General features: G+C 72.1%; 5 protein-coding genes and 1 pseudogene. 5 read left to right on the top strand and 1 reads right to left on the bottom strand.

Annotated features, from left to right (window positions below; translation table 11 throughout):
- Positions 1–4: 4 nt before the first annotated feature.
- The gene (locus tag ACRDP3_RS24615) at positions 5–1,297 is read right to left on the bottom strand and encodes a sensor histidine kinase (RefSeq protein ID WP_431519186.1); all 1,293 of its coding nucleotides are present in this window, start codon (positions 1,295–1,297) and stop codon (positions 5–7) included.
- 315 nt (positions 1,298–1,612) lie between these two features.
- Between ACRDP3_RS24615 and ACRDP3_RS24610 the strand changes: the two genes are divergently transcribed.
- From ACRDP3_RS24610 to ACRDP3_RS24590, 5 genes and pseudogenes are all read left to right on the top strand, one after another.
- Positions 1,613–1,984, top strand: coding sequence for a 5-carboxymethyl-2-hydroxymuconate Delta-isomerase (locus ACRDP3_RS24610; protein WP_431519184.1), 372 nt, complete (start codon positions 1,613–1,615; stop codon positions 1,982–1,984).
- Entirely contained in the window at positions 1,981–2,865 is an 885-nt protein-coding gene (locus ACRDP3_RS24605) for a Gfo/Idh/MocA family protein (RefSeq protein ID WP_431519183.1), read from the top strand. Before ACRDP3_RS24610 ends, ACRDP3_RS24605 begins: the two co-directional genes overlap by 4 nt.
- Before the next feature lie 111 nt (positions 2,866–2,976).
- Positions 2,977–3,633: a response regulator transcription factor gene (locus ACRDP3_RS24600; RefSeq protein WP_431519182.1), complete on the top strand. Its 657-nt coding sequence runs from the start codon at positions 2,977–2,979 to the stop codon at positions 3,631–3,633.
- Between the two features lie 216 nt (positions 3,634–3,849).
- Complete coding sequence (locus ACRDP3_RS24595; RefSeq protein WP_431519185.1) at positions 3,850–6,897, top strand: alpha-N-acetylglucosaminidase; 3,048 nt, start codon at positions 3,850–3,852, stop codon at positions 6,895–6,897.
- 80 nt (positions 6,898–6,977) lie between these two features.
- Positions 6,978–7,207: pseudogene (locus ACRDP3_RS24590) on the top strand (hypothetical protein); the annotation flags it as partial.

Raw genomic sequence — 7,207 nt, 5'->3', positions numbered from 1 at the left:
GCGTTCACCGGCGGGGGATCAACTCGCAGGGGATCTCCATGGTCACCATCGTCGGGCCGCCGGGCGGGCTGCTCACCGCGAGGATGCCGTCGAACTGGCCCAGCCGCCGTTCGATGCCCGCCATCCCCGAGCCCTTGTTCCGGTCGGCGCCGCCGCGGCCGTTGTCGGTGATCGCGATACGCAGCATGCCTCCCGCCGTCTCGCTGTAGTGGATGTCCAGCCAGACCCGTTCGGCCTGTGCGTGCTTGGCGGCGTTGGTGAGGACCTCGCTGATGGCGAAGTACGCGGCGGACTCGACCGGTTCGTCGAAGCGGCCCGGCAGTTCGACGTCGGACTCGACCGGTACCTGCATGCGCAGGGCGAGGGCCTTGGCCGCGTCGCCCAGGCCGCGCTCGGCGAGCACCGGCGGGTGGATGCCGCGGACGAGGTCCCGCAGTTCGGTCAGCGCGTCGGCGGAGTTCTGCCGTGCCTGCCCGATGAGCTTCTTCGCCTGTGCCGGGTCCTTCTCGATGAGTGACTCGATGGTGCTCAGTTTCATGCCCATGGAGACCAGCCGGGCCTGTGCGCCGTCGTGCAGGTCCCGCTCGATGCGGCGCAGTTCGGCGGCGGAGGAGTCGACGGCGTCGTGCCGTGTCTCGTACAGCCGCTCGACCCGCTGCTCCAGCTGCGCGCCCCGGCTCGGCGAGATCATGCCCTTGACGATGAGGAAGTGGCACCGGATGAAGTAGGGGTGCACGGAGAGCGCGAGCATGATCAGGGCGGTGCCCAGGCACGCGCACAGCAGGGCGGTGGTGAAGCCCTCGACGGGGATGAAGGCGTACCAGTACTCGTGCTGCACCGCCCGCCACACGCCCAGGAAGAGGACGTACCCCTGGATGCCGTACGCGATCAGCGCGGGCGGGAAGAGCGCGCAGACGAAGCCCCCGGTCGCGTCCACCAGCAGCCAGATCAGATCGCGCCAGGTCGCCGGGTCTCGGAGCAGGTGCGAGCACTGTTCGACCGCGCCGCCGACGCCCTTGCGCGGCGCGTGCGGCAGCGGGCGGTACGGGGTGGGGACCGTGATGCCCGCCCAGTCGCGGGCGAAGACGCGCCGCTGGTTGGCGTGCATCCGGACCAGGTTGGTCACCAGCGGCGTGGTGAAGACGCCGACGCCGACCGCCGTCAGCGCGATCGACCCGACGCTGAGGATGAACAGCGCGAGTGACGCGCCGATCGACAGCCCGCACAGCGCCAGCCCGCGCACCGCCGCCAGCAGGGCGCCGCGTACGCGCTGCCGCAGCCCGGGATCGTTGAACATCCGCTCCGCTCTCTCCCGTTGCTCCCGCCGGCTCACGTCGTGCTCCTCCTCCCCCGGCCCGCCCCGCTCCGGCCCGCCGGGTACGGCTCCAGTCTGCGCCGCCCCGCACCGTACGGGCACGGGGACCGGCCCCCCGCACCGCGGTGTACTCAGCGACACCACCGGCGGTCGCCCAGATCGCGGCCGAGCTCCAATGATGCCGCGTCTTCGCAGGTCAGGTGAACCGCGCCGGGCCGGAGGGCGGAGAAGCCGTGACCGGGAAACGTCCGGCGAGCTTCCCTCGTCGCACACCGCGGCACCCCGTACGCTGCCCCCATGCCGCACATCACCGTCGACTACTCCGACGCGCTCGCCGACACCTTCGACCGCCGCGGCTTCGGGCTGGCCCTGCATCCGCTGCTCGCCCGTACCGTCGAGGGCTCGGTGGCCGGCTGCAAGACCCGGTTCCGGCAGATCGAGGAGTGCGTGATCGCGGACGGCCGGGACGAGGTCGCCATGTTGCACGTCAAGGTGGCACTGCTGTCGGGCCGTACGCCCGAGGCGAAGGCCGAACTGTCCCGCGCGGTGCTCGGGCTGGCACGCGACCACGTCAAGCCGACGCCCGGCCTCACCGTGCACACCTCCGTCGACGTCTGTGACCTCGCCCGCGGCAGCTACGCCAGCCACACGGAACAGGAACGCCCATGAAATTCGGACTCCTCGGCACCGGGCCGTGGGCCGGAAGCACGCACGGACCCGCGCTCGCCGCCCACAAGGGCGTGGAGCTGACCGGGGTGTGGGGCCGCCGCCCCGAGGCCGCGCGGGAACTCGCCGGCCAACTGGACACCCGCGCCTACGACGACGTCGACGCGCTGCTGGCCGACTGCGACGCGGTCGCCGTCGCGCTGCCCCCGGACGTACAGGCCCCGTTGGCCGTACGGGCGGCGGCGGCGGGCTGCCATCTGCTGCTGGACAAGCCGGTGGCGACGACGCCGCGGGGAGCCCAGCAGGTCACCGACGCGGTGGCCGCCGCGGGCGTCGCCTCCGTCGTCTTCTTCACCCTCCGCTTCAGCGGTTCGACGGCAGCCTGGATCGACGAGCAGGCCCGCACCGGCGGCTGGCTGACGGGCCGCGCGGACTGGCTCTCCCCGGTCTTCGGCGGCGCCGACTCCCCGTACGCGGCGTCGCCGTGGCGGGAGGAGAAGGGTGCGTTGTGGGACGTCGGACCGCACGCGCTGTCCGTGCTGCTGCCCGTGCTGGGGGACGTGACCGGCCTCGAGGAGGTGCGGGCGGCACGCGGCCCCGGCGACACGGTCCACCTCACCCTGCGGCACGTGGGCGGGGCGTCGAGCACGGCCACGCTCAGCCACTCCGTACCGCCGGCGGCGGCCGGCGTCACCGCCGAGGTGAGGGGCGCCGCGGGGGTGGCCGAACTCCCGCATCGAGACGAGCCGGCGGCGGACGCCTTCGCCGCCGCGGTGGACGCGCTGGCCGAGGCGGCGCGTACGGGCACGCCGCACCCGTGCGATGTGCGCTTCGCGCAACGGGTGACGCAGATCCTGGCCCGCGCGGAGTCGGCCCTGCCCTGACGAGGCTCCGACGAGGCCCCGCGAAGGGACGCACGCCCGCCAGGGCTCTGCGCGGCCGGTAGATTCTGCGTACTGCCGCTGCCGCTGCCGCCCCCGGCCCATGGAGAATCCGTGCGCGTTGTCATCGCCGAAGACCTGTTCCTCCTCAGAGACGGTCTGGTCCGGATGCTGGAGGCATTCGACTTCGAGATCGCCGCCGCTGTGGACAACGGGCCGGCGCTGAGCCACGCGCTGGACGAGCTGGCGCCGGACGTCGCCGTCGTCGACGTCCGGCTGCCGCCGTCCTTCACCGACGAGGGCCTGCAGTGCGCGCTCGACGCCCGCCGCAAACGGCCCGGACTGCCCGTGCTGGTGCTGTCACAGCACGTCGAGCAGTTGTACGCGCGGGAGCTGCTCGCCGACGGCACCGGCGGCGTCGGCTACCTGCTCAAGGACCGGGTCTTCGACGCGGACCAGTTCATCGACGCGGTGCGCCGGGTCGCCGAGGGCGGCACCGCGATGGACCCGCAGGTGATCCAGCAGCTGCTCTCGCGGCGCGCACAGGACAAACCGATGGGCAACCTCACCGCCCGCGAGAAGGAGGTGATGGAGCTGATGGCACAGGGCCGATCCAACGCGGCCATCGCGAGTCAGCTCTTCGTCACCGAGCGTGCTGTGGCCAAACACACGTCGAACATCTTCGGCAAGCTCGGCCTGCCGCCCTCCGACGACGACAACCGGCGGGTGATGGCCGTACTGGCCTATCTGGACGGGTCCGACCGGGGCTGACCGAGGCTGACCCCCCGTCAGCTTGCCGCGCCTCCGGTGTCAAAAGTCGACATCTCGATTAACGTGCGCACCACACGTGACATCGGTGACCGCGATGGGCCAGCGTTGGCCAGAGAAGTGGAGCACGCAGTGGAGGACATCAACAGACGCACACTTCTGGGTACGGCCGGCGCCCTCGGCGCGGGGGCGGCGATCGGCGCCGGGTCCGTACCGGCGATGGCCGAACCGGCCGCCGTCGGCTCCGCAGGCTGGCAGCCCGCCGCCGCCCCGGTCGACATGACCGCCGCGCGGGACGCGGTACGGCGGCTACTGCCCGAGCACAGCGGCCAGATCCAGCTCACCGCGCTGCAAGGCGGCGCCGAGCGGTTCCGGGTGGCGGGAAAGGCGGGCGCCATCGAGATCCAGGGCAGCAACCCGGCGGCCGCCCTGACCGGACTGCACTGGTTCCTCAAGTACACCTGCGGTGCGCACATCTCCTGGGCGGGCAGCCAGCTCGGCCTCCCCCAGCAGCTGCCGGCGCCGGACCGCCCCTACGAACGCAGCGCCACCGTGCCGCACCGCTTCGCGCTCAACGACACCCACGACGGCTACACCGCCCCCTACGCCGACTGGGAGCACTGGGAGCGCTTCATCGACGTGATGGCACTGCACGGCTGCAACGAAGTGCTGGTCACAGCCGGTGCGGAGGCCGTCTATCACCGGCTGCTGAAGGACTTCGGCTACTCCGACGCCGAGGCGCGCCGCTGGATTCCGGCCCCCTCGCACCAGCCGTGGTGGCTGCTGCAGAACATGTCCGAGTACGGCGGACCGATCTCCGCCGCGGTCCTGCAGCGCCGTACGGACCTGGGCAAACGCATCGTGACCCGGCTGCGCGAGCTGGGCATGAACGCCGTGCTGCCCGGCTTCTTCGGCACCGTCCCCGACGACTTCACCGACCGCAACCCCGGCGGCCGGACCATCCCGCAGGGGGACTGGAACGGGCTCACCCGGCCCGCCTGGCTCGACCCGCGCACCGCCGTCTTCCGCAAGGTCGCCGCCTCCTACTACGCCCACCAGAAAGCACTCTTCGGCGAGATCAAGCACGTCAAGATGGACCTGCTCCACGAGGGCGGCAAGGCCGGTGACGTACCGGTGCCCACCGCGGCCCGCGCCGTAGAGACGGCGCTGCAGACCGCCCTGCCCGGCGCGACCTGGGTGATCCTGGGCTGGCAGCACAATCCGCGCCGCGAACTGCTGGACGCCCTCGCGCACAAGGACCGCGCCCTGGTCGTCGACGGGCTCTCCGACCTGGAGCGGGTCACCAACCGGGAGACGGACTTCGGCGGGGTGCCGTACGCGTTCGGCACCATCCCCAACTTCGGCGGGCGCACCACGATCGGCGCCAAGACCCACATGTGGACCGACCGCTTCACCGGGTGGCGGGACAAAGCGGGCAGCAAGCTGGCCGGCACCGCCTACATGCCGGAGTCCACCCACCGCGACCCGGCGGCCTTCGAGCTGTTCAGCGAGCTGGCCTGGCGGCAGGAGCCGGTCAACCGCGTGCAGTGGTTCGCCAACTACGCACGGCTGCGCTACGGCGGCCAGGACGAGCAGGCCAGGAAGGCGTTCGCGACGCTGCGCGGCACCGCCTACGAGATCGCCAGCACCGACGGGCGCCCGCACGACAGCATCTTCGCCGCCCGGCCCAGCCTCACCGCACGCTCCGGCGCCCACTACGCCACCCACAGCCCGGCCTTCGACCTGGCCGAATTCGATCTGGCCCTCACCGCGCTGCTGGGCGTGCGAGAGTCGCTGCGCGGCAGCGACGCCTACCGCTACGACCTCGCCGACACCGCACGGCAGGCCCTCGCCAACCGCTCCTGGCTGCTGATCGGCCAGCTGAAGTCGGCGTACGACCGCAAGGACCTGGCCGGTTTCCGCAAGATCAGCACCCTGTGGCTGTCGCTGATGGGGCTGAGTGAGGAAGTGGCGGGTACCCACGCCTCGTTCCTGCTGGGGCCGTGGCTGGCGGACGCGCGGAAGATGGGGGGCACCGACACGGCCGACCAGGACCTGCTGGAGCGCACCGCCCGCACCCTCCTCACCACCTGGGCGGACCGGCCCGCCGCCGACCGCGGCAGGCTCGCGAACTACGCCAACCGCGACTGGCAGGGCCTGATCGGCGACTTCCACCTGCCGCAGTGGCGCGCCTACCTGGAGGAACTGGAGGACGCACTGGCCGCGCGCCGGGCGCCGAAGGCCTTCGACTGGTACGCCATCGAGGAGCCGTGGACGCGGGAGCACAAGTCCTACGCCCAGCGGCCGACCGGGGACGCCTACAGCACCGCCCGGCGCGTGCACGACGCGCTCGCCAAGGCGCCGTACCAGGGCAGTGTCGCGGTGCGCTCGGAGCCGGCCACGCTGAAGCCGGGCGGCACCGGCGAGTTCAAGGCCACCTTCCGCAACGAGAACGGGCTGCGCTCGACCGGGACGGTCGACTTCTCGCTGACCGGACTGCAGAACGCGGAACCGCAGGGGTCCACCTCGGTGCTGCACGTCAAACAGGGTGAACGGGCCACCGTCCACTGGCGGGTGCGGGCGCCGAAGGAGAAGCTGACGGAGCCGCTCAAGCCGCTGGCGTACGAACTCGCGGTGGAATACGGCCCGCAGGGCGAGCGCCGCGTGCGGACACCGCACCAGGGCAAGCTGTACGTCGCCGGCCCGCTGGACGACGGGCTGTCGACGGTCACCAGCAACGACGCCGTCTTCGGGCAGCTCGGCAAGCGCTTCGCGATCAACGGCGCGGGTGACGACATGTGGAAGGGCACCACACATTTCGGCGCCATCTACCGCGAGGGCGGGCTGCGGACCGGCGGTTCGGTCACCGTGAAGGTCGTCGCGCAGCAGGCGACCGGCCCGTGGGCGCGCGCGGGGATCATCGTGCGCAACGCGCTGCCAGGCGCCACCTCGCCCGGGTTCGTCAACCTGTCGGTCACTCCCGCCAACGGGGTCGCGCTCTCCTACGACTCCAACGGCGACGGCACCCTCGACGCCTTCGAGCGTGTCGCCGGCGTCAAGGCCCCGGTGCTGCTGCGGCTCAGCCGGGACGGCGGCTCCTTCCAGGGCGAGCTGTCCACGGACGACGGCGCGAACTGGCGTACGGTGGCGACCGTTTCGGTCCCCGGCGTGCGGGCCCGGCAGGACGCGGGGCTGTTCATGTCGGCGACGAACGGCGGCAACGGGGAGCGCGGCACGGTGGAGTTCACCGACTGGGAGGTCCACTGACCATCCGCTCGCGCGGGCCGCACGGCCCGCGTGGGCGCCGCGACAGGTGACCAACGACACCTTCGCTCGTTTTCGTCAACGTGGCCCTCTCCGAAGCGACTTCGCAGCAGCACCCCCCGACCTCGTCGGAACCCCTCGACGTCGAGCAGGCCGAAGCCGCCCTCGTGGAGCACTACCCCCGCCTGGTGCGGCTCGCCTACCTGGTGCTGCCGCCCTCGCTCGGGCGGCACCGGCGGGTGATGACCGCGCACTCGCTGGTGCAGCGGTCGCTGCCGCGGGGCCGCATCAGCGATGACACGGTGCCGCTGCC

The organism is Streptomyces sp., assembly GCF_050698815.1.
In the GTDB taxonomy this organism is placed as follows: domain Bacteria; phylum Actinomycetota; class Actinomycetes; order Streptomycetales; family Streptomycetaceae; genus Streptomyces.
Note: the sequence above shows the minus strand (reverse complement) of the source record. Positions and strands in the feature narration are given on the sequence as shown.